Source organism: Methyloversatilis thermotolerans (genome assembly GCF_000372885.1).
Taxonomy (GTDB): Bacteria; Pseudomonadota; Gammaproteobacteria; order Burkholderiales; family Rhodocyclaceae; genus Methyloversatilis; species Methyloversatilis thermotolerans.
This window is the reverse complement of record NZ_KB889967.1, coordinates 2,004,066-2,022,653: the sequence shown is the minus strand read 5'-3', so window position 1 is coordinate 2,022,653 and position 18,588 is coordinate 2,004,066. Positions and strand designations below refer to the sequence as shown.

Genomic DNA, 18,588 nt, shown 5'->3' with positions numbered 1-18,588 from the left:
ATCAAAAAGGAGAGTGCTGTGCATATGAATATTCGAAATCTGGTTTTTGGGGCAAGTATCGCGCTCAGCTCGGTTGCGCACGCTGTGGCTGGTGAGTTCGCGTCTCTGCCCACGAGTGGAAATCTTCGTATCGAGGATTTTGAGTCTTTTCAGATCGATTCAGGTCCGAGCAATGGTGCAAATTCGTATGCACTCCCCGGCTTCCTTACGGTGCTCGATCAACGCGTTACTGAGTTCGAGCACGAGGGCGAGACGGTAGGAAACTTCTTTGATTACGTCTTCTCGGATTCGACCGGGTCCCTGTATTTCGGCTCCCGTCTCGTTCTGAGCACACCGGAAGACGAGGACGACTACTTCGAGATCAATGATCTGTTCCGCACCGGTTATGCTGGTGTTACGGATGTGTCTGTCGCGTGGGCGTTCGTCACGGACTATGACCTGTGGATCTATGCTGCAGCTCGCACTTCGGCCGGTTTCGGCGAAGAGGACACCCTGGATCTCGATTCGGTCGGGTTCCGTTCCGACATCAACTGGGCGGAAGGCAACCCTCAGACCGCGCTTTATCTGATCAAGACCGACGCAACTTCCTACAAGTTGCTCGATGGCGCGGTGCGGCTGCGTCAGGGCGGAGAGGAGGACGAAGGAGATATCGTCAATATTTCGTTTGCAGGTTTTGCGCCGGTGACGGCTCCTGTTCCGGAGCCCTCTGCATATGCGCTGCTGCTCTCCGGCCTCGCGCTGACGGGATTTATGGCCAAGCGCCGCCGGTCCTGAGTTTTATCGCGTCGAGCCGGCGCGGTCACCGTCGGCTGACGCATTCGGATCTTGCGTCCGATATTTGTCCGTGATCTTGAATAATAAATTGTCAGGTATGGAGATTATGCGCGGTCTTTTTCTTAATGCACTTTTCGGGGTAGCCTTTTCCACCGCTTTTGGCGCTGCTCAGGCTGGAGGTTTTGTTGATGTGGTGAACAACGGCGCCCGTACTCCGGGGTCGACCACCAATATCGCAACCGATCCATTTTATATTGATGGTGTTTCTGATCAATGGACGCTGCTTGAAACTCGAACTTCTGCTGTTGTCTTCGATGTTTATGACAGATCCCGGACGACCTTGCTGGGTACCTATACGGTGGGTACGTTCATTGATTCTGTCTGGAGCGATGCGAGCACGGATTCCCTGATTTTCGGATCCTATTTCCAGCTGACAGATAACACGACGGGCATTACCGAGATCAACTCGATTGTCCGTTCCGGTTTTTCGGACTTCGAAACGGTTTCCGCTGCCTGGACGCGCGCGGCAGGAATTTACGACGGTGCGGCGCTTGGTTATCGCTTGAGGGATCCGTCGCGTTCCGATTACGTGGCGACCTACGTTGCTGCGGACGCAGCCAATGGAGCTTACTTCGATGCGGACAAGATCGCGATCCGGACGGACGTCAGCCTGGGTGAGGGCAATCCGAACAGCGGCATCTACTTCCTCCGCGTTTCCGCCAGCGGTTACAGCTATGAACTGCGCGATGATGTAGTCCGTATTGTCCAGGGCGCCTCCTCCTCCGAGGGAGGGCGCATCTTCCAGGATGCCTACCTGGCCGGGTTTGCGGTAGTGCCGGTTCCTGAACCCTCCGAGTACGCGATGTTCCTGGCCGGCCTCGGCATGGTGGGCTTCGTGGCCCGTCGCCGCATGAACCGCGTTTAAGCGTTTCACACCTCGACCCGGGAAACCGGGCGTTTCGATTCGAGCCGGGCTTGCCCGGCTCTTTTTTTGCCGATGTCAGGCGCTCAGGTTGTGCAGTCCATGCGGCGCGCAGCGCAAGTACTGCGGTGCGACCTTCAGTCGTGCGCCCAGCTCGGCGGCGGCGTGCCAGGGCCAGCGCGGGTCGTAGAGCATGGCGCGGGCGAGCGCGATCAGATCGGCCTGCCCGCTCTGCAATATCCGCTCCGCGTGGCGCGCTTCGGTGATCAGGCCGACCGCGATGACCGGCAGACCCGGTACCGCCTTGCGCAGAGCGTCGGCAAACGGGAGCTGGTATCCCGGGCCGGTCGGAATGGTCTGGGCAGTGGACAGCCCGCCGCTCGATACATGAATGTAGGCGGCACCACGCGATTTCAGCGCGCGTGCAAGCTCGATGCTCTGCGCAAGATCCCAGCCGCCGTCCACCCAGTCGGTCGCGGAGATGCGCACGCCCAGGGGCTTACCGGGTGAAAGCACCGCGCGCACTGCATCGAATACCTCGAGCGGAAAGCGCATGCGTGAAGCCAGGTCTCCGCCATACGCGTCGTCGCGCGTGTTTGCCAGCGGTGACAGGAACTGGTGCAGCAGGTAGCCGTGCGCCATGTGCAGTTCCACCGCATCGATGCCGATGGCTTCCGCGCGGCGTGCCGCATCCGCGAAGGCGGCGCGGACGCGCGACAGGCCGCCGGCATCCAGCGCCTGCGGTGGCGTATCGGCGGATGCGTGGCCTTGCGCCGACGGCGCGACGGTCTGCCAGCCTCCGGCTGCGGGTGGAATGTGCGTGCCGCCTTCCCAGGGACGCGCCACGGATGCCTTGCGTCCGGCATGGCCAAGCTGGATGGCCACCGGCATCGCCGAGTGCCGCCTCACCGCCTCGAGCGTGGCGGCGAGCGAGGACGCGTGTTCATCCGACCACAGGCCGAGATCCTCGGCCGAAATGCGCCCCTCCGGTTCGACCGCCGTCGCTTCGATGATGAACAGCCCGGCGCCCGACTGCATCATCTGGCCGAAATGCATCAGATGCCATTCGCTTGCATGGCCGTCGCGCGCAGAGTACTGGCACATCGGCGCGATGACGATACGGTTGTCCAGTGCAAGCTGACCAAGCCGGAAGGGCTGGAAAAGACGACTGTCGGACATCGAGGGCGCTCCGCGTTTGTCGCTTCGCCGCGGATGCGACAAAGGCGTTCAAAGGCCCAGTTCGCTCAGTCCCGGATGGTCGTCCGGGCGACGTCCTTGCGGCCAGCGGAACAGACGCTGCGTTTCGCTGATGGCGAGGTCGTTGATGCTGGCGTGACGGCGGGCCATCAACCCATTCTCGTCGAATTCCCAGTTTTCGTTGCCATAGGACCTGAACCAGTTGCCGCTGTCGTCGTGCCACTCGTAGGCGAAGCGCACCGCGATGCGGTTGCCGGCGGTGCACCACAGTTCCTTGATGAGCCGGTATTCATGTTCCTTCTGCCACTTGCGGGTCAGGAACTGCACGATTTCCTGGCGGCCATGAACGAATTCCGAACGGTTGCGCCAGTGGCTGTCGGGCGTATAGGCCAGCGATACGCGCTGAGGATCGCGGCTGTTCCAGCCATCTTCGGCGGCGCGCACCTTCTGTGCGGCGGTTTCGGCAGTGAAGGGCGGCAGCGGCGGGCGAGGGGCTTCGGACATCGTGGTACTCCTTCGGTGGGTGGAAGACAGATCTGTCTACATCCTTGAACAAGACAGGTCTGTCTGTCAACATGGCGACATGACCACCACGCTGACAGATCTCGCCGGTCCGGGGCCGCTGCCCGATCAGGACGCGCGCACCCGGGTGCTGGAGACCGCCTACCGGCTGTTCTACCGGCACGGCCTGCGCGCCACCGGCATAGACCGCATCATCGCCGAATCAGGCGTGGCGAAGGCATCGCTTTACCGGCACTTTCCGACCAAGCAGGCATTGATAGAGGCCTATCTGGACGTGCGTCATGCGCGCTGGATGGACTGGCTGGAAACACGTCTGGCCGCGCAGGCATCCGCCGCACAGTGGTTGGCGGCGCTGCCCGACGCACTGGACGACTGGTTCCGCGCCCCCGGCTTTCGTGGTTGCGCCTTCATCAACGGGCATGCCGAGGTCGGCAGCGAGGCGCCGCCGATGACCGTTCAGCACAAGCGTGAACTGGCGCAGCGAATCGAGCGCGCCTGCCGCGAGGCAGGTCTGGCCGGGCCAGGCGACCGCGCGGCCGATCTGCTGCTTGCGGTCGAAGGCGCCATCGTCAGGGCGCAGATGGAAGGCGCCGATGCTGCGCGCGCACCGCTGCAGCGGGCCTTTTCCCGGGTACTCGCATGAGCCGCCTGCTTCGCCCTCGATGGGGCCGTGACGCTTGAGCCCGGCTAACGCGTCCAGGACTGCATGATGCGGCCGCTCACCGTGGCGCGTTCGCCGGGCGGATGCAGCGGCCAGTGCCAGGCCGCGCCCGCATGCCAACCGCTCGATGCGAGGCGCTCGGGCAGGCCGGGCAGCAGGATTTCGTCCGGCCGACCTTCAGCGGTCTGCGCATATTCGATCACCAGGAAGGCGTGATCCGCCTTGTTCAGTGCGTCGATGTGCGCGTCCTGGATGGCCCGTCCGTAACGCTCGACGTCCTGTTCGTCCATCCCGCGCGCGAGCTGCGCGGCACAGGGGGCGAGCGGCAGTTGCGACAGCAGGTTCACCGACGCGCACCAGGCCTTGCCGGGCGGCTGGAAAACGGCGCCGTGCGGATCCATGAGTGGCTGGTCAAGCACGCCGCTGACATCCAGCATCACACAGCGGACACGATCGGGGTAACGCCGCGCGGCGGTGCGGGCGGCCGGACCGAAGCAGATGTCGACCAGATCGATGCGTTCGAACAGTGGCAACAGCGCGTCGAGCGGCACGTCGTGCAACTGCCCCGCACCCATGAGGAAGGCGGTGCGCGGTGGCGCGGCGGAGGCCAGCGCCTGACGGGCGGAAGCGAGCATCGCAGTGCGCGTTTCCTGCAGATGGCTGGCCCAGTGAGCGCGCAGGCGCCGGTGGCGCACGGTCAGGGCGGCCGCCTCCCGACGCAGGCCCATTCGCTGAGCGGCCGGCAGGCAATCCAGCCGGGCCCATTCGATCAGTTCCTCGATCATGCTGCGGGCGGATATAGTGCCCGCGCGCGTGGCGCAGGATCCAGCCGATAGAACAGCGACAACTGCCGGTAGAGATCGGGCCAGGTCTGCTCGATCAGATCGGGAATCTCGAAGAAGCATTCCGACATGACCGCGAAGAATTCGGCGGGGTTTTCCGCGGCGTAGTCGTCAATGCCGGTATCGATGCCGGCGTCTACGTCGGCGCAGAAGCGGGCATAGGCATCCGACCACACCTTGGCCCAGCGCTCGACGCTCATGCCCTCGTGCAGCGGCGGCAGGCCATCGGCCTCACCGTTGCGCATGTCCAGCTTGTGTGCGAATTCGTGGATGACGACATTGATGCCTTCGGCCGCAAGCTGATCCGGCTGCCAGGACAGCAGCACCGGCCCGCCGGCCCATGCCTCACCCACCAGCGTGTCGTCGTATTCGTGCACCACGCCCGCCTCGTCGGTGATCTGGCGCGGCACGATGAAGTCGCCCGGGTAGATGACGATGCCCACCCAGTCGTCGTACCAGTCCAGCCCGAGCTTGAGCACCGGCAGGCAGGCCTGAAGCGCGATTTCCAGCAGCATGTCGTCGTCGAGCTGGAGTTCATGCGCGCCATGGAACTGCTTGGTCGCGATGAAGGTTCGCGCCAGCTCGCGCAAGGCGGGGCGATCCTCGGGCGCGAGGAAATCGAGATAGGGCAGGCGTGCCTCGACGCGGATCCACTGGTCCGCCGGCACATCGGGCAGATCGGGTCCGGTCGGCGCGAAAGTGCGCCGCAACCAATGCAGCATCTGGCGACAATCCTCGCTTGATTCGGTCAGTGACAGCGCCTATCGTAAAGGCTTCCTAACCACGAAAGGAGGTGATCCGTGATGAAACGTCTCGCGATCCTGCTGGGGCTGGCGATGTTTGCGTCGTCCAGCGCTGTTCTTGCCTGCCCGGGCGAAAAGCACGGCGACGCCAAACCCCAGAGCTCCCAGGCGGAAAAGCCGAAGACCTGATTGCCGCACAACTGTCGTGAGACAGATGTGCGAGGGGCGACTGCGAGAGCGGTCGCCCTTTTTGTTTGTGGCTGCGCCACAAACAAAAGCCTCATGGATTTCCGGGGCGGCGTTCGTGGCGCAGCCACGAACAAAAGCCCTTGATGAGTTCCGGGGCGGTGTTCGTGGCGCAGCCACGAACAAAAGCCCTTGATGAGTTCCGGGGCGGTGTTCGTGGCGCAGCCACGAACAAAAGCCCTTGATGAGTTCCGGGGCGGCGTTCGTGGCGCAGCCACGAACAAAAGCCCTTGGGGAGTACCGGGGCGGCGTTCGTGGCGCAGCCACGAACAAAAGCCCTTGGGGAGTACCGGGGCGGCGTTCGTGGCGCAGCCACGAACAAAAGCCCTTGAGGAGTACCGGGGCGGCGTTCGTGGCGCAGCCACGAACAAAAGCCCTTGAGGATTTCCGGGGCGGCGTTCGTGGCGCAGCCACGAACAAAAGCCCTTGAGGAGTACCGGGGCGGTGTTCGTGGCACAGCCACGAACAAAAGCCCTTGATGAGTTCCGGGGCGGTGTTCGTGGCGCAGCCACGAACAAAAGCTCCTCGATGACGCGGCGTGGTTTGAGGCGCAGCCACGCACTGACAGGGGCACGCCGAACGCTGCGAGGACCCTCACGAGAATGGCACTGTTCCCCCCTGACCCTAGCCCTTCCTTGGGCCCCGGTCCCTTCAAACGCCCGCGAGCGATCGCTTCAGTGTCTGCGAGGGCAATTCGCCGAACAGTTCGCGGTAGTCATGCGAGAAGTGTCCCAGGTGCCAGAAGCCCCAGTGCATGGCGATGTCGTGCACGCAGCGGGCCGGATCGCAGCCATGCTGCAGCTCGCGCCGGACCGCATTCAGGCGGACGCGCTTCAGGTAGTCCTTGGGCGACATGCCCACCACGCTGTTGAAGTGGTTCTGCAGCGTTCGGCGCGTGACGTGCAGGCGTTCGCACAACTGATCCACGCCATCCACTGCGATATCCGGATGCAGCGCCAGCCGGCGCGCCTGCATCACGACGTCGAAACGCCGTTGCTCGAGCACGGTGCGCGCAGAGGGCTGGGGTTGATCGCCCAGACTGTCCAGCAGGAGGTCTACGAGCTCGGTGCACAGATCGCCGGTCTCGCTGCGGACGCCGGCGGGATCGAGCAGCCCCTCGATCAGGAAGCACAATTCACTGTGCCGGGCGGGGCTGAGTGCGCGGCTGGCGACCGAACCGTGGGTCAGCAACTGCTCCAGTCGCCGGCCGTGACGCCCGTCCAGTCGCGAGGCCAGCCAGCCTTCGTCCGCGACGATGCCATAGATGCCGAAGTCGCGCGGCGTGCGCAGCGTGAAGCCGCTGCTCGCGCGCGCCATCATCAGATGCACACCATCGTTGTGCGGTCGACCGCAGAAGCGCACTTCGCCGGTGCGCGAAAGATCGGGCAGCCCCATCCAGACCGATCCGGACCAGGGGCCGCACTGCTGGCTTGTTTCCTGTTCGGTGTATTCGTGGAACACCTGCAGCCGCGGACCTTCTTCGCTCAGCATTTCCCGTATGCAGCCGGCGAACACCCCCCCCGACAATTGCTCGTATTCCTGATGCCAGCGCGAAATGTTGTCCGCGTGTTCGGCGACATCGTCGCTGCGGCAGACGCGGATACCGGCGTCCGGTCCGCTTCTGCGAGCATGATCACCGGACGTGGCTGGCGCGAAGTCTTGTCCCATTATGGTCCTTCTCCTCCTGTCGCTCGCGCGAACAGGAATGTACCGTGATTGCAGGCACTTAGCATCCGCCGTGCCAGGCCGCTCCGGATCGATTTTCCGATTCCGGATAGTGCGCTGCGGCGGGTTTTCCGATTCCGGATAGTCCGGTGGAGGCCGAGGATGATCGAATGACTGGCAGGTTCCGCGATCTGCGGGACGGTACAGGGAGAGCACTCACCATGTCATTGATACAAGAGGCCACGGGCAGCGGCAGCCCGCATGCGCTGAAAAAGGTTCTGGGGCCGCTGCAACTGTGGGGCATCGCCGTCGGCCTGGTGATTTCGGGCGAGTACTTCGGCTGGAGCTATGGCTGGAACACCGCCGGCACCCTCGGCTTTCTCGTTGCGACGGTTCTGGTCGCCGCGATGTACGCCACCTTCATCTTCAGTTTCACCGAACTGTCGACGGCGATTCCTCATGCCGGCGGGCCGTTCGCCTATGCGCGACGCGCCTTCGGGCCCTTTGGCGGCTTCGTGGCGGGGTTTGCCACACTGGTCGAATTCGTGTTCGCACCGCCGGCCATCGCGCTCGCCATCGGTGCCTACCTGAACGTCCAGTTTCCCAGCCTGGATCCAAAGATGGTCGCGCTGGGCGCCTATGTCGTGTTCATCGGGCTGAACTGGCTGGGCGTGAGCATCGCCGCGACCTTCGAGCTGTTCGTGACGGTGCTCGCCATCTTCGAATTGCTGCTGTTCATGGGCATCGTCGCTCCCGGCTGGAGCCTGACGAACTTCGTCGCCAATGGCTGGGCCGGTCAGAACGAATTTTCAGGTGTCGCGCTGGCGGGCATCTTTGCGTCGGTGCCGTTCGCGATCTGGTTTTTCCTTGCGATCGAGGGGGCAGCCATGGCGGCCGAGGAAGCGCGCGACCCCAAGCGCACCATTCCGATCGCCTATATTGCCGGCATCCTCACGCTGCTCACGCTGGCTTTCGGCGTGATGATATTCGCCGGCGGCGTGGGCGACTGGCGCACCATCGCCAACATCAACGATCCGCTGCCGCAGGCCATGAAGATGGTCGTGGGCGAGAACAGCGGCTGGCTGCACATGCTGGTGTGGATCGGTCTGTTCGGGCTCATCGCGTCCTTCCACGGCATCATCATGGGCTACTCGCGGCAGATATTCGCGCTGGCGCGCGCCGGCTACCTGCCGGGCTATTTCGCCGCACTCAGCCCGCGCTTCAAGACGCCGCATCGCGCGCTGCTCGCCGGTGGCGTAGTCGGGGTGGCCGCCATATTCAGCGACTCCTGGATCACTTTCGGGGGCCAGACGCTGACGGCGAACATCGTGACCATGTCGGTATTCGGCGCCATCGTCATGTACATCATGTCCATGGCGTCCCTGTTCAAGCTGCGTGCCGCCGAGCCCAAGCTCGAACGGCCATATCGCGCACCGTTCTATCCGCTGTTCCCGGCCATTGCGCTGGCGCTCGGCGTGTTCTGCCTCGGTGCCATGGTGTGGTTCAACACGCTGCTTGCGGCGGTGTTCCTTGGCCTGTTCGCGATCGCTGCCGCGTATTATTTCCTGACCGGCCAGCAACGTGCCGACGCACCGGAAGATGCCATGCTGGCGGGTAGCCGCTGAGGAGGGATGACATGGCCTATCGCGTGATGGTGGGCGGGGAAAGTTTCAGCTTCCCCGACCTGAAGACGGTCATGGCCTGCGCCAGTCCGCCGCGTTCCGGCGACGTGCTGGCCGGTGTGGCGGCCGGCTCGGCGCTGCGCCGGGTCGCCGCCCGCCACGCGCTGGCCGACATTCCGCTCGCCACTTTTCTGACCGAGGCACTGGTGCCCTACGAGGAAGACGAGATCACCCGCCTCATCATCGACAGCCACGACCGCGACGCCTTCGCGCCGGTATCCCACCTCACCGTGGGGGGCTTCAGGGAGTGGCTGCTCGACGATGCGACCGATGCCGATGCGCTGGCTGCGCTGTCACCCGGCATCACGCCGGAAATGGCGGCGGCGGTGAGCAAGCTCATGCGCAATCAGGACCTCATCGCCGTCGCGCGCAAGTGCCGTGTCGTGACCCGCTTCCGCAACACCATAGGGCTGCCCGGCCACCTGGCGGTGCGTCTGCAGCCCAACCATCCGACGGACGACCTGCGCGGCGTTGCGGCGTCCACGCTGGATGGCCTGCTGTGCGGCGCGGGTGATGCGGTGATCGGCATCAATCCGGCGTCGGACAGTCTGCCGGCCATCGCCAACCTGCTCGCCATGCTGGATGAGCTGATACAGCGCTTCGACATTCCGACCCAGAGCTGTGTGCTGACCCATGTGACGAACACGGTCAAGCTGATCGAACAGGGGGCGCCGGTTGACCTGGTTTTCCAGTCGGTCGGTGGAACCGAGAAGACCAACAGCTCCTTCGGCGTCAGCCTGTCGATACTCGATGAGGCGCATGATGCCGCGCGGTCGCTCAAGCGCGGCACGGTCGGCGACAATGTCATGTATTTCGAGACCGGCCAGGGAAGCGCGCTGTCGGCCAATGCGCATCACGGCGTGGACCAGCAGACCTGCGAGGCGCGCGCCTACGCAGTGGCCCGCCGCTACCTGCCGCTGCTGATCAACACGGTGGTCGGCTTCATCGGGCCGGAGTACCTCTATGACGGCAAGCAGATCATCCGTGCCGGGCTCGAGGATCACTTCTGCGGCAAGCTGCTCGGCCTGCCGCTCGGCTGCGATGTCTGCTATACCAATCATGCGGAAGCGGACCAGGATGACATGGACACGCTGCTGGTGCTGCTCGGGGCGGCAGGCATTCCGTTCGTGATCGGGGTACCCGGCGCGGACGACATCATGCTGAATTACCAGAGCACCTCATTCCATGACGCACTGTTCCTGCGCCGCACGCTGGGACTGAAGCGTGCGCCCGAATTCGAGCGCTGGCTGCAGTCCATGGGCCTGACCGATGCCGCTGGCGAGCTTCTTGCTGGAAGTGGCCGCCAGCTGGTCGATGGCTTCAGCCGCCTCGCTGCGCTGCCGTCATACAAGGCGGCATGAAAACGTTTCTTACCCCTTCAATCCATCAGGAGAACTTCATGAAGAAAAATACCGCCCTCTCCATGCTGGCGGCCGGACTGCTGGTCCTGCCCGCCGCTCACGCAGCGGAACCCGAGTCCGACTGGACGGTGCCGATGAGCATCGGCCTGGTCAGCGACTACATCTTCCGCGGCCAGTCGCAGACCTGGGGCGGTCCGGCGCTGCAGTTCAGCATCGAGGCAGCGCACAAGTCGGGGTTCTATGCCGGCTTCTTCGTGTCCAATGTGTCCGACGAGTGGCTGCCGGGCGCGTCGGTGGAAACCGACTTCTATGGCGGTTATCGCTTTACGGTAGCCGAGAAGTTCAATATCGATGTCGGTGCCATTTACTATGTTTATCCGGGCGCCAACTGGAACGACTCATCCTTTGCCGGAACTCCCAGCAATCGCCTCGACACCGCGGAGGCCTATATTGCGCTGAACTACGAATGGCTTACCTTCAAGACCGGTCGTACGCTGACCGAGTATTTCGGGTGGGACACGGACAACTCACCGGTCAACGGCGGATTCGCAGGGGATTTAACGGCAGGGGTCACCGGCAACACGCGCGGCTCGCATTACTACGAACTGAACGCGAGCTACGACATCGCCGAGGGCTGGAACCTGAGTGGCCAGATCGGTCGCCAGATCGTGCGCAACTCGACCGGCCTCGACATCACCTACTACAAGGTCGGTGTGACCAAGGCGCTGCCGCAGGGCTGGTCGGCCGGCCTGTTCTATTCGGCCACCAACGAACCGAATGCCTACAAGGACTTCCTGAGTCTGGGCAAGAGCAGCGGAGATTCAGACATCGCGCGTGACATTGTCTTCGCGAACATCACCAAGGCATTCTGATCGGGCACATCGCGGGCGCAATGAAGCGCCCGCATGTACCGGAACGGATAGACAGATGGCGAAAGCAGACAATACGCGCACAGCGGTCAAGGATGCAGACACCTGGGCGCTGTGGCGCACCTGGACTTCGGCGCGCATCGGTCTCGGACGTGTCGGTGCGTCGGTGCCCACATCGGAAACCCTGGGCTTCGGTCTGGCTCATGCCCTGGCGCGCGATGCCATCCACACACCGCTGGATGTCGGGGCGCTGGCAGCGGAGCTGAATGCGCAGGGCTGGCCCGCCTTGCCTGTGAAAAGTCGGGCCGACAACCGGGAAACCTATCTCAGGCGTCCTGACCTTGGACGACGGCTCGATCCGGACGACCGGCAGAGGCTGGAAAGTCTGCGCGATCAGGGATGCGATCTGGCCATCGTGATCGGTGACGGCCTGTCATCCGCTGCGGTGGCGCGGCATGCCGTGCCGTTATTGAGTGCGCTCTACCCGATGCTGCCCGGCCACTGGTGCATTGCTCCGGTGGTGATCGCGACACAGGCGCGCGTGGCGCTGGCTGACGAGGTCGGCGAGGCGCTGGGCGCGCGCATGGTCGCCATGCTGATCGGCGAACGGCCGGGACTCAGTTCGCCCGACAGCCTTGGCATCTACCTGACCTGGGCGCCTCGCGTCGGGCGCTCGGACGCTGAACGCAACTGCATTTCGAACGTGAGGCCGGAAGGGCAGCCCTATGGCGCGGCCGCCTATCGCCTGAACTGGCTCATGCAGCAGGCCGACATCCTGCAACTGACCGGGGTCGGACTGAAGGACGAAAGTGACCGTACGCTGCCTCTGATAGACGGCGAGGGTCGCCCGCGGCTGGGGTGAATGTCCACCTTCGTCTGCGGACATCAGAAAAGAAAAAGGGCGATGCCTTCGCATCGCCCTGAAGCCTGATTCCTGCATCTCGAATCAGGAGGAGGGTTGGTGCCGCTCAGCGCTTCAACTTCTTCATGCGCTCGGAAGGCGTGATGATGTCGGTAAGGCGGATGCCGAACTTGTCGTTCACCACCACGACCTCACCCTGTGCAATCAGTGTCCCATTGACCAGCACGTCCATCGGCTCGCCCGCCATGCCATCGAGTTCGACGACCGAACCATGGCCGAGCTGAAGCAGGTTGCGGATTGAGATCCGGGTGCGGCCCAGTTCGACCGTGAGCTGGACCGGAATGTCCAGGATCATTTCGAAGTCGCGCAGACCTTCGTCGCTCTTGTTCGCGCTCTCCCCGAATTGCTGGAATATATTCGCCGGCTGTGCGTCCGGCTGAGCCTGCGACGAGTCGAGTTCGGCCAGCGCCTCGTCCGCGGTGGTCTGTTCGGCCATGGCGGCCGCCCAGTCGTCCTCGCTGATCGGCTCCTCGGTTGCGGCAGCGGCTTCGCTCATGATTCTTCCTCACCCTGTGCTGCGCCCCGTATGTTCAGGGCGTGTTCGATCAGTTCCTCCTCGCCTGCCATGAAGCGTTCGATGCGCAGTGCGTAATGCCCGTTCTGGATGCCGTAGTGGCATTCGAGCACGTCTATCCCATCGACAGAGGCCTTGACCGTCTCTGGAATGGTTATCGGAACAATGTCGCCGACCTTTAGATTGTTCAGGCCGCCCAGCGTGAGGGAGCCTTCGCCGAGGTTGATCGTGAGCTCGACCGACGCGTCCTGGACCTGGCGCGTCAGCAGCTTTATCCAGCGGTTGTCCGAATTGACGCTTTCGCTCTGCATCGAGGAATTCAGGGTGTCGCGCAGGGGTTCAACCATGGAATAGGGGAGGCAGATATGCATCTCCGCGGACACGCCGCCCAGTTCCACGGTGAAGGTCGATGCCACGACGATTTCCGACGGTGTCGCGATGTTCGCGAACTGCGAGTTCATTTCCGACCGGACGTATTCGAACTTGATCGCGAACACCGGCTCCCATGACCGTTCGTACTCGGCAAAGAACACATCCAGCATGCCGTGGATGATGCGCTGTTCGGTGGCGGTGAAGTCCCGCCCTTCGACGCGGGTATGAAAGCGTCCGTCTCCGCCGAACATGTTGTCGATCACCAGGAACACCAGATTGGGGTCGAACACCACGAGACCGGTACCGCGCAAGGGTTTGACCTGCACCAGATTCAGATTGGTCGGCACCACCAGATTGCGGATGAATTCGGAGTATTTCTGTACGCGTATCGGGCCGATGGATACCTCGGCGCTGCGCTGCATGAAATTGAACAGGCCGATGCGGAGATACCGCGCGAAGCGCTCGTGTATCAGTTCCAGCGTCGGCATCCGGCCGCGGACGATGCGCTCCTGGGTGCCGATGTTGTACGAGCGTATGCCGCCTGAATCCTCTTCCTGCGGTGCCTCATCGGTTTCACCGGTCACGCCCTTGAGCAGGGCATCCACCTCTTCCTGCGACAGAAAGTCCGACATGATCTTATTCTCCGGCCGTGTTCCCGGGCATTACTGGACGATGAAGGAGGTAAACAGCACCGCCTCGACCGGACCTATGGGTTTTTCCGGCTCGCCTTTGCGATTCTTCGGTATCTCGCCGACGATCGCGTTGATGGTATCCACCATGTTCTCGGCAAGGTCTTCGCGACCCTGCGGGGTATTCAGTTCCGAGGCCTTCTTGCTGGAAAGCAGCAACAGCACCCGGTGGCGGATTTCCGGCATATAGGCCTTGAGTTGATCCGCTGCGTGCTGTTCATCGACACGCACGGAGGCCTTCACTTGCAGATACTGATCCATCGCCGTCTCCTGCTGCAGGTTCACGGTGAATGGATCCAGTTCGACAAATACCGGTGGCAACCCCTTCGCATCGGCTTCCTTCTTCTTCTTCAGCTTGGCTTTGCGCGCTTCCTTCGCCGCCGCGTCGTGATCTTCCTCGGCCACCACTTCGTCGTCGTGCGCGTCCGCGTCCTCCGCGTCGTGATTGCCGCCCATCATGAAGAAGGCGGCTGCGCCACCAATGATCACCACCAGCAGCAGGGCGATGATGATGATGAGCATCTTGTTGCTCTTCTTGGGTGCTTCGGTACCGGCGTCGTCAGCGGTCGCGGCGGCTTTGGCCATGATGGTCTGCTCCTGTTTCGCTATCGGAATTCTGGCGGGCAGTGATGCCTTTCAATGTCCGAATAACGGCGGAAACTCCGTTTTTTTTAGAGCAGACGTACATTTTTGGCCGGATGGTGACCATCGGCCTTCATGGTGAGGGGCGCGCGTGCAGGCCGGCCGCAGCGCGGATAGCTCCGCGCGGTGCCGGTGGAGAGGAGGCTGCGGGTGTCAGGCGAACAGGTCGACCAGACCCACTCCGCGGCGGGCGCTGGCGCTCGGGGCGGCCTCGGCGGTATCGCGCGAGCGCTGACCCTGTTGATGGCCGCCCTGGCCGTCACGCGAGGGCTGGTCGCTGCTCACATTCGCCTCGCCGAGGGAAATGCCGCCCTGAGCCAGCATTTCGCGCAATTTCGGCATGGCCTGTTCCAGCGCTTCCCGCACCTGCGGGCTGGCGGACACGAACTGCGCGGAGCTCAGATCGCTGCCGACTTCGATCGAAATCTCGATACGGCCGAGATGAGGCGGCGTCAGTACAAGTTCCGCCTTGCTGATGCCCTGATCGGCCAGCCAGGTGATCTGGTGCCCGACATCCTCGGCCCACCCGGGCTGATTGACCGGTGTGGCCACCGCCAGTTCGTTTCTTGCCTGATGTGCCGCGCTCATGTGGGCGCGGAAGTCGGCCTGGTGCGCCTGTTGCAGCGTGGCCTGAGCCGTGTCGGCGAGCATGTCGCCCATCTGTTCGCGCGTGATATCGAGGTCCGGCAGATTCTTGCCGGCGTCCTCCGCCAACATGCCGGCAATCGCTGCCGGATCGACTGTGGCCCCCGGATTTCTCGCATTGCCCGGCAGTGTGCCGGTGATCGGGTCGCTCGCTGCGTCCGCCGTTGCGCGCGGGGTATCCGCGCCCCTCTTGAGCAGGTCGGCAATCGGTAGCGTAGTCGGCAGCAGCAAGCCTGCGGCGAGTGGATCGAACGCGCTGTCGTCCGCGGGCAAGAGGTCCGTGGTGACTTCCTCATCGCTATCGCCGGTGACGCCGGTAAGCAGGCTGGCCAGCAGTGCAGCGGGTTCTTCGCCGTTCTGTGCGGCAGTCAGGCGATCCTTGAACAGGCTAGCGAAGCTTGCGGCCGCTTCGCCGCCGATTTCGGCATTCGCGTCGCCAGCCAGACCCCGGATTTCTCCGACGGGTCCGGAGGTCGATGCGGCATTAGAGGTCGAGGCGGGCAGATTCAGTGAAATGTCCGGCATGGTGTGATGTCCTCCTGAGACGCGGACATCACAGCACTATCCATGCCAGATTCCACGATGCCGGGGCAGGGGCTTCAGTCGTCGACCGGCCGGCGCCCGGAGCGATCGTCGTTGACCCGCTGTTCCGCTCGCGCCTGTTTGCGCACCACCTGGGCCTGATGGCGGTCGGAAAGCGTTTCGAAGGCCTTCACGCGTGTGCGCGTATCCAGCCATTCGCGCTGGCCGGCCTGCGTCAGATCGCGCGAACGCTCGACCTGGCGTTGCTGCATCACGATGGCGTCATCGATGCGAGCCAGGAATGCACGGTAATTGGCCCATTGATTGGGCGTGAGGCCGCTGCGCGCGGCTTCCATGAACTGGTTCTGGTACTCGTTGCGATACTGTTCGAGCATGTCCAGCCGGCGGCTGTGATCCTTCTCGTTTGCCATCAGCGTGGCCAGTGCGCGCGCCGCTTCGTCCATGCGGGTGACGCTCAGATCAAGGATCGATTGCAGTCGGAACTGATCGGCCATGGCGTGTCAGCAATATCCGGATGGATGAGGAGTCGGGAATCTAACCTTGTCGGTCTGCAGGGAAGTGATCTGCATCACGGAGTGTGCGCCTGTCACGGTTATTTGCAATCAGGGCGTCAGGCCGAATATCTGATGCAGCTTGAGCACGGCATCCTCGTAACCTTCGCGCTCGTCCATTCGCTGCTGCAGGAAGCCTTCCAGGACCGGGAACATATTCACCGCTTCGTCGAGCTGAGGATCAGCGCCGGGCGCATAGGCACCCACTGCGATCAGGTCGCGCGCGCGCTGATAGCGCGACCACAGACCCTTGAATCGTCGCACCAGATCGAAGTGGCTGGGCTTCACCAGTCCGTGCATGGCGCGCGATACGGATTGTTCGATGTCGATGGCGGGGTAGTGACCGGAATCGGCGAGCTGGCGGGTCAGCACGAAATGGCCATCCAGGATGGCGCGCGCCGAGTCGGCGATCGGATCCTGCTGATCGTCGCCCTCTGCCAGCACCGTGTAGAAGGCAGTGATCGAGCCGCCACCTTCGGGCCCGTTACCCGCACGTTCCACCAGTTGCGGCAGGCGGGCGAACACGCTCGGCGGGTAGCCGCGGGTGACCGGCGGTTCGCCGATCGCAAGGGCGATCTCGCGTTGCGCCATCGCATAGCGCGTCAGCGAATCCATGATGAGCAGCACGTGCCTGCCCTGGTCGCGGAACCACTCGGCCACTGTGGTGGCATAGGCTGCGCCCTGCAGCCTCATCAGCGGGCTGGTGTCGGCCGGCGCGGCCACTACGACCGAGCGCTTCAGCCCGGCCTCGCCGAGTATCTGCTCGATGAATTCCTTCACCTCGCGACCCCGCTCGCCGATCAGCCCCACCACCACCACCTCGGCCGAGGTGAAGCGCGCCATCATCCCCAGCAGCACCGACTTGCCTACACCTGACCCGGCGAACAGGCCGATGCGCTGGCCGCGGCCGACGGTGAGCAGAGAGTTGATGGCGCGGATTCCGGTATCCATGGAGCGCCGTATCGGTTCGCGCAGCAAGGGATTGACCGCGCGGCTGGCGACCGAGCGCGAATGCCGGGTGACGATGGGTCCCATGCCGTCGAGAGGGCGACCCGCACCATCCACCACGCGGCCGAGCAGGGCGTCTCCCACAGGAAGATGCTTGGCGCGATCCGATGCGCGTCGCCTGGGCTCCAGCCTTTCCGTAGGCGTTGGCCTTTGCGGCGCCGTTTCCAGCGGGATCACCTGGGCGCCGGGTGCCAGTCCTACCACATCGTCAGTCGGCATCATGAACAGCTTTTCGCCGTTGAAACCCACCACCTCGGCCTCGCAGCTGTTGCCCCCCGGAACCATGATGCGGCAGCCCGATCCGAGCGGCAACTTCAGACCCGCCGCTTCCATGACCAGTCCGTTGATGCGGGTAAGGCGTCCGGAATGAAGATAGGGGCTGACGCGCCCGGCCAGCGTGCCACAGTCGCTCAGGAAGCCGGACCACTTGTCGAGATGACTGTTGGGCGCCGCGGTCTCGCCGGTCGCCGTCGGCGCCTGTTCGGAGTCAGTCATGTTCTATCCACTCCGCGCCATCAACCAGCGATTCGACAATGCGCATCCATCGCGTCGACAGCGTGGCGTCGATCTGGCTGCCGCCGGCTTCCACCTTGCAGCCCCCGCGCTCGATCGCAACGTCCTCGAAGATGCGGTGACCGGCATGACTCAACTGGTCGCCGATATGGGAGCGCACCAGCGAGGCGTCTTCCGGATTGAGGTAGATGGCCGTGTGCTGATGCGGCAACTGGCTGACCGCTTCACGCACGACGGCGAGCACCACTTCCGGCTTGACCGCGATGCTCTGCCGCACCACTTGTCGCGCGATCTCTATGCCCAGCTTCAGCACTTCGCGCGCCACTGAACTGTCCAGCGCTGCCAGAGCTTCGTCCAGTTGCTCGACCGCGCTGTGCAGCCGCATGGCTTCCATGCGCACGCGTGCAGTACCTTCCTCGTAGCCGGCGGCGTAACCTTCGCGGTGCGCGTCCTGCTGCAGCTTTTCGACTTCTTCGGCAGTCGGAAACTTGAATGCGGGCTCCAGCGGTTCGTCCGCAACCGGGGGTTCGTTTGCGGCCTGCCCGGCAACCGTATGGCCGGACGGCGCGTCCGGGACCGGACTGGGCGTTGGTGGCGGCGAAGACGGCAGGCGCGACGGGGCCACCACCGGCGCGTCGAACACAGGCAACTGCCAGGAACTCACGTCGTCGCGTGTCATCGTCGAAGTACCGTCGGTTCAGTTTC

General features: G+C 63.5%; 20 protein-coding genes. 8 read left to right on the top strand and 12 right to left on the bottom strand.

What is annotated here, in order from left to right; all coding sequences use genetic code 11:
• Positions 1-24: 24 nt before the first annotated feature.
• Complete coding sequence (locus A3Q7_RS19665) at positions 25-774, top strand: PEP-CTERM sorting domain-containing protein (RefSeq protein ID WP_157278144.1); 750 nt, start codon at positions 25-27, stop codon at positions 772-774.
• A gap of 70 nt (positions 775-844) precedes the next feature.
• Positions 845-1,699: an FxDxF family PEP-CTERM protein gene (locus tag A3Q7_RS0108895; RefSeq protein ID WP_232417880.1), complete on the top strand. Its 855-nt coding sequence runs from the start codon at positions 845-847 to the stop codon at positions 1,697-1,699.
• A gap of 75 nt (positions 1,700-1,774) precedes the next feature.
• Here A3Q7_RS0108895 and A3Q7_RS0108890 read toward each other — a convergent pair whose 3' ends face one another.
• Positions 1,775-2,875 (bottom strand): NADH:flavin oxidoreductase/NADH oxidase, encoded by a 1,101-nt coding sequence (locus A3Q7_RS0108890; protein ID WP_018411517.1) that lies wholly within the window; start codon positions 2,873-2,875, stop codon positions 1,775-1,777.
• 48 nt (positions 2,876-2,923) lie between these two features.
• The gene (locus A3Q7_RS0108885; RefSeq protein ID WP_018411516.1) at positions 2,924-3,397 is read right to left on the bottom strand and encodes a nuclear transport factor 2 family protein; all 474 of its coding nucleotides are present in this window, start codon (positions 3,395-3,397) and stop codon (positions 2,924-2,926) included.
• A gap of 79 nt (positions 3,398-3,476) precedes the next feature.
• On the opposite strand from A3Q7_RS0108885, the gene A3Q7_RS0108880 reads away from it, so the two are divergent.
• Positions 3,477-4,058 carry a TetR/AcrR family transcriptional regulator gene (locus tag A3Q7_RS0108880; protein WP_018411515.1) on the top strand — a complete coding sequence of 194 codons (582 nt, stop codon included), beginning with the start codon at positions 3,477-3,479 and terminating at the stop codon, positions 4,056-4,058.
• A 44-nt stretch (positions 4,059-4,102) separates the two neighbouring features.
• Here A3Q7_RS0108880 and A3Q7_RS0108875 read toward each other — a convergent pair whose 3' ends face one another.
• Complete coding sequence (locus tag A3Q7_RS0108875; protein ID WP_018411514.1) at positions 4,103-4,861, bottom strand: hypothetical protein; 759 nt, start codon at positions 4,859-4,861, stop codon at positions 4,103-4,105.
• Positions 4,858-5,640 (bottom strand): M90 family metallopeptidase, encoded by a 783-nt coding sequence (locus tag A3Q7_RS0108870; protein ID WP_018411513.1) that lies wholly within the window; start codon positions 5,638-5,640, stop codon positions 4,858-4,860. Before A3Q7_RS0108870 ends, A3Q7_RS0108875 begins: the two co-directional genes overlap by 4 nt.
• A gap of 78 nt (positions 5,641-5,718) precedes the next feature.
• On the opposite strand from A3Q7_RS0108870, the gene A3Q7_RS21270 reads away from it, so the two are divergent.
• Entirely contained in the window at positions 5,719-5,850 is a 132-nt protein-coding gene (locus A3Q7_RS21270) for a hypothetical protein (protein ID WP_269745085.1), read from the top strand.
• A 708-nt stretch (positions 5,851-6,558) separates the two neighbouring features.
• Here A3Q7_RS21270 and A3Q7_RS0108860 read toward each other — a convergent pair.
• Entirely contained in the window at positions 6,559-7,575 is a 1,017-nt protein-coding gene (locus A3Q7_RS0108860) for a helix-turn-helix domain-containing protein (protein ID WP_018411511.1), read from the bottom strand.
• 218 nt (positions 7,576-7,793) lie between these two features.
• On the opposite strand from A3Q7_RS0108860, the gene eat reads away from it, so the two are divergent.
• The 4 genes from eat to eutC are packed head-to-tail and all read left to right on the top strand — an operon-like array spanning position 7,794 to position 12,346.
• Positions 7,794-9,197 carry an ethanolamine permease gene (gene eat, locus A3Q7_RS0108855; RefSeq protein WP_018411510.1) on the top strand — a complete coding sequence of 468 codons (1,404 nt, stop codon included), beginning with the start codon at positions 7,794-7,796 and terminating at the stop codon, positions 9,195-9,197.
• An 11-nt stretch (positions 9,198-9,208) separates the two neighbouring features.
• The gene (locus tag A3Q7_RS0108850; RefSeq protein WP_018411509.1) at positions 9,209-10,615 is read left to right on the top strand and encodes an ethanolamine ammonia-lyase subunit EutB; all 1,407 of its coding nucleotides are present in this window, start codon (positions 9,209-9,211) and stop codon (positions 10,613-10,615) included.
• 38 nt (positions 10,616-10,653) lie between these two features.
• Positions 10,654-11,487 (top strand): TorF family putative porin, encoded by an 834-nt coding sequence (locus A3Q7_RS0108845; protein ID WP_018411508.1) that lies wholly within the window; start codon positions 10,654-10,656, stop codon positions 11,485-11,487.
• A 55-nt stretch (positions 11,488-11,542) separates the two neighbouring features.
• Positions 11,543-12,346 (top strand): ethanolamine ammonia-lyase subunit EutC, encoded by an 804-nt coding sequence (gene eutC, locus A3Q7_RS0108840; protein ID WP_018411507.1) that lies wholly within the window; start codon positions 11,543-11,545, stop codon positions 12,344-12,346.
• Positions 12,347-12,452: 106 nt separating this feature from the next.
• Here the strand turns inward: eutC and fliN are convergent, their stop codons facing one another.
• The 7 genes from fliN to A3Q7_RS0108805 all read right to left on the bottom strand — a co-directional run bounded on the left by fliN (position 12,453) and on the right by A3Q7_RS0108805 (position 18,562).
• A complete protein-coding gene (gene fliN / locus A3Q7_RS0108835) occupies positions 12,453-12,902 on the bottom strand; it encodes a flagellar motor switch protein FliN (RefSeq protein ID WP_018411506.1) in 450 nt (149 codons plus the stop codon).
• Positions 12,899-13,924 (bottom strand): flagellar motor switch protein FliM, encoded by a 1,026-nt coding sequence (gene fliM / locus A3Q7_RS0108830; RefSeq protein ID WP_018411505.1) that lies wholly within the window; start codon positions 13,922-13,924, stop codon positions 12,899-12,901. The genes fliN and fliM overlap by 4 nt, the downstream gene beginning before the upstream one ends.
• Before the next feature lie 30 nt (positions 13,925-13,954).
• Entirely contained in the window at positions 13,955-14,566 is a 612-nt protein-coding gene (locus A3Q7_RS0108825) for a flagellar basal body-associated FliL family protein (protein ID WP_018411504.1), read from the bottom strand.
• Positions 14,567-14,776: 210 nt separating this feature from the next.
• Positions 14,777-15,793: a flagellar hook-length control protein FliK gene (locus tag A3Q7_RS0108820; protein WP_018411503.1), complete on the bottom strand. Its 1,017-nt coding sequence runs from the start codon at positions 15,791-15,793 to the stop codon at positions 14,777-14,779.
• A 74-nt stretch (positions 15,794-15,867) separates the two neighbouring features.
• On the bottom strand, positions 15,868-16,305 hold the full coding sequence (fliJ, locus tag A3Q7_RS0108815) for a flagellar export protein FliJ (protein ID WP_018411502.1): 438 nt from the start codon (positions 16,303-16,305) through the stop codon (positions 15,868-15,870).
• Between the two features lie 108 nt (positions 16,306-16,413).
• Positions 16,414-17,865, bottom strand: coding sequence for a flagellar protein export ATPase FliI (gene fliI / locus A3Q7_RS0108810; protein ID WP_018411501.1), 1,452 nt, complete (start codon positions 17,863-17,865; stop codon positions 16,414-16,416).
• Positions 17,858-18,562: a flagellar assembly protein FliH gene (locus A3Q7_RS0108805; RefSeq protein WP_018411500.1), complete on the bottom strand. Its 705-nt coding sequence runs from the start codon at positions 18,560-18,562 to the stop codon at positions 17,858-17,860. Before A3Q7_RS0108805 ends, fliI begins: the two co-directional genes overlap by 8 nt.
• Positions 18,563-18,588: the final 26 nt, after the last annotated feature.

What these genes read in the sequence shown, in the direction of transcription:
- A3Q7_RS19665 (WP_157278144.1), top strand. Translation starts at nt 25, where the DNA reads ATGAATATTCGAAATCTGGTTTTTGGGGCAAGTATCGCGCTCAGCTCG.
- A3Q7_RS0108890 (WP_018411517.1), bottom strand. Translation starts at nt 2,875, where the DNA reads ATGTCCGACAGTCGTCTTTTCCAGCCCTTCCGGCTTGGTCAGCTTGCA.
- A3Q7_RS0108885 (WP_018411516.1), bottom strand. Translation starts at nt 3,397, where the DNA reads ATGTCCGAAGCCCCTCGCCCGCCGCTGCCGCCCTTCACTGCCGAAACC.
- A3Q7_RS0108880 (WP_018411515.1), top strand. Translation starts at nt 3,477, where the DNA reads ATGACCACCACGCTGACAGATCTCGCCGGTCCGGGGCCGCTGCCCGAT.
- A3Q7_RS0108875 (WP_018411514.1), bottom strand. Translation starts at nt 4,861, where the DNA reads ATGATCGAGGAACTGATCGAATGGGCCCGGCTGGATTGCCTGCCGGCC.
- A3Q7_RS0108870 (WP_018411513.1), bottom strand. Translation starts at nt 5,640, where the DNA reads ATGCTGCATTGGTTGCGGCGCACTTTCGCGCCGACCGGACCCGATCTG.
- A3Q7_RS0108860 (WP_018411511.1), bottom strand. Translation starts at nt 7,575, where the DNA reads ATGGGACAAGACTTCGCGCCAGCCACGTCCGGTGATCATGCTCGCAGA.
- eat (WP_018411510.1), top strand. Translation starts at nt 7,794, where the DNA reads ATGTCATTGATACAAGAGGCCACGGGCAGCGGCAGCCCGCATGCGCTG.
- A3Q7_RS0108850 (WP_018411509.1), top strand. Translation starts at nt 9,209, where the DNA reads ATGGCCTATCGCGTGATGGTGGGCGGGGAAAGTTTCAGCTTCCCCGAC.
- A3Q7_RS0108845 (WP_018411508.1), top strand. Translation starts at nt 10,654, where the DNA reads ATGAAGAAAAATACCGCCCTCTCCATGCTGGCGGCCGGACTGCTGGTC.
- eutC (WP_018411507.1), top strand. Translation starts at nt 11,543, where the DNA reads ATGGCGAAAGCAGACAATACGCGCACAGCGGTCAAGGATGCAGACACC.
- fliN (WP_018411506.1), bottom strand. Translation starts at nt 12,902, where the DNA reads ATGAGCGAAGCCGCTGCCGCAACCGAGGAGCCGATCAGCGAGGACGAC.
- fliM (WP_018411505.1), bottom strand. Translation starts at nt 13,924, where the DNA reads ATGTCGGACTTTCTGTCGCAGGAAGAGGTGGATGCCCTGCTCAAGGGC.
- A3Q7_RS0108825 (WP_018411504.1), bottom strand. Translation starts at nt 14,566, where the DNA reads ATGGCCAAAGCCGCCGCGACCGCTGACGACGCCGGTACCGAAGCACCC.
- A3Q7_RS0108820 (WP_018411503.1), bottom strand. Translation starts at nt 15,793, where the DNA reads ATGCCGGACATTTCACTGAATCTGCCCGCCTCGACCTCTAATGCCGCA.
- fliJ (WP_018411502.1), bottom strand. Translation starts at nt 16,305, where the DNA reads ATGGCCGATCAGTTCCGACTGCAATCGATCCTTGATCTGAGCGTCACC.
- fliI (WP_018411501.1), bottom strand. Translation starts at nt 17,865, where the DNA reads ATGACTGACTCCGAACAGGCGCCGACGGCGACCGGCGAGACCGCGGCG.
- A3Q7_RS0108805 (WP_018411500.1), bottom strand. Translation starts at nt 18,562, where the DNA reads ATGACACGCGACGACGTGAGTTCCTGGCAGTTGCCTGTGTTCGACGCG.